Raw genomic sequence first — 415 nt, 5'->3', positions numbered from 1 at the left:
TCGAGGATTAGCGGGCCGAGGCGATGAGCGTGGTGGTCGCGTGGGTTGGGTCGGTTGTCACCATCGCGCCCAGCGTCAGCACGCAGGTCAGCACGGCGGCGACGAAGAAGGTCTTCAGCAGGAAGGTTTCGGCTTTCATGATGTTCTCCTTGGCTAGCAGTTGGGCGCGTTTGCCCGTTCGCCATAGAAGTTGCGACAAGTTGCATCGGCCGTGCCAATCGCTAAAGGAACCCGCTAGGCTCGCTAGAAAGCCATTCTCACCACGACCCGCGAGATATGTTTTGCTCCGCGGAAAACCACTTGTCCGCGCCCCGTTGTCCGTGCGGGCGCCCCACGCCGCGAGCGTGGCTCGACCCCATGTCGCCTCCGTGTTGCAAAGAGTCCTTGGTGTCCACCCTCGAGGCGAGTTCCGCAC

Annotated in this window: 1 protein-coding gene; it reads right to left on the bottom strand. The window is 62.2% G+C overall.

The features are described 5' to 3' along the window. Positions 1-7: 7 nt before the first annotated feature. Positions 8-139: a hypothetical protein gene (locus tag VI08_RS22410; protein ID WP_269745851.1), complete on the bottom strand. Its 132-nt coding sequence runs from the start codon at positions 137-139 to the stop codon at positions 8-10. Positions 140-415: the final 276 nt, after the last annotated feature.

It is taken from the genome of Luteibacter yeojuensis, from assembly GCF_000964085.1.
In the GTDB taxonomy this organism is placed as follows: Bacteria; Pseudomonadota; Gammaproteobacteria; order Xanthomonadales; family Rhodanobacteraceae; genus Luteibacter; species Luteibacter yeojuensis_A.
The sequence above is the reverse complement of the archived record's forward strand: the minus strand, read 5'-3'. Positions and strand labels throughout refer to the sequence as shown.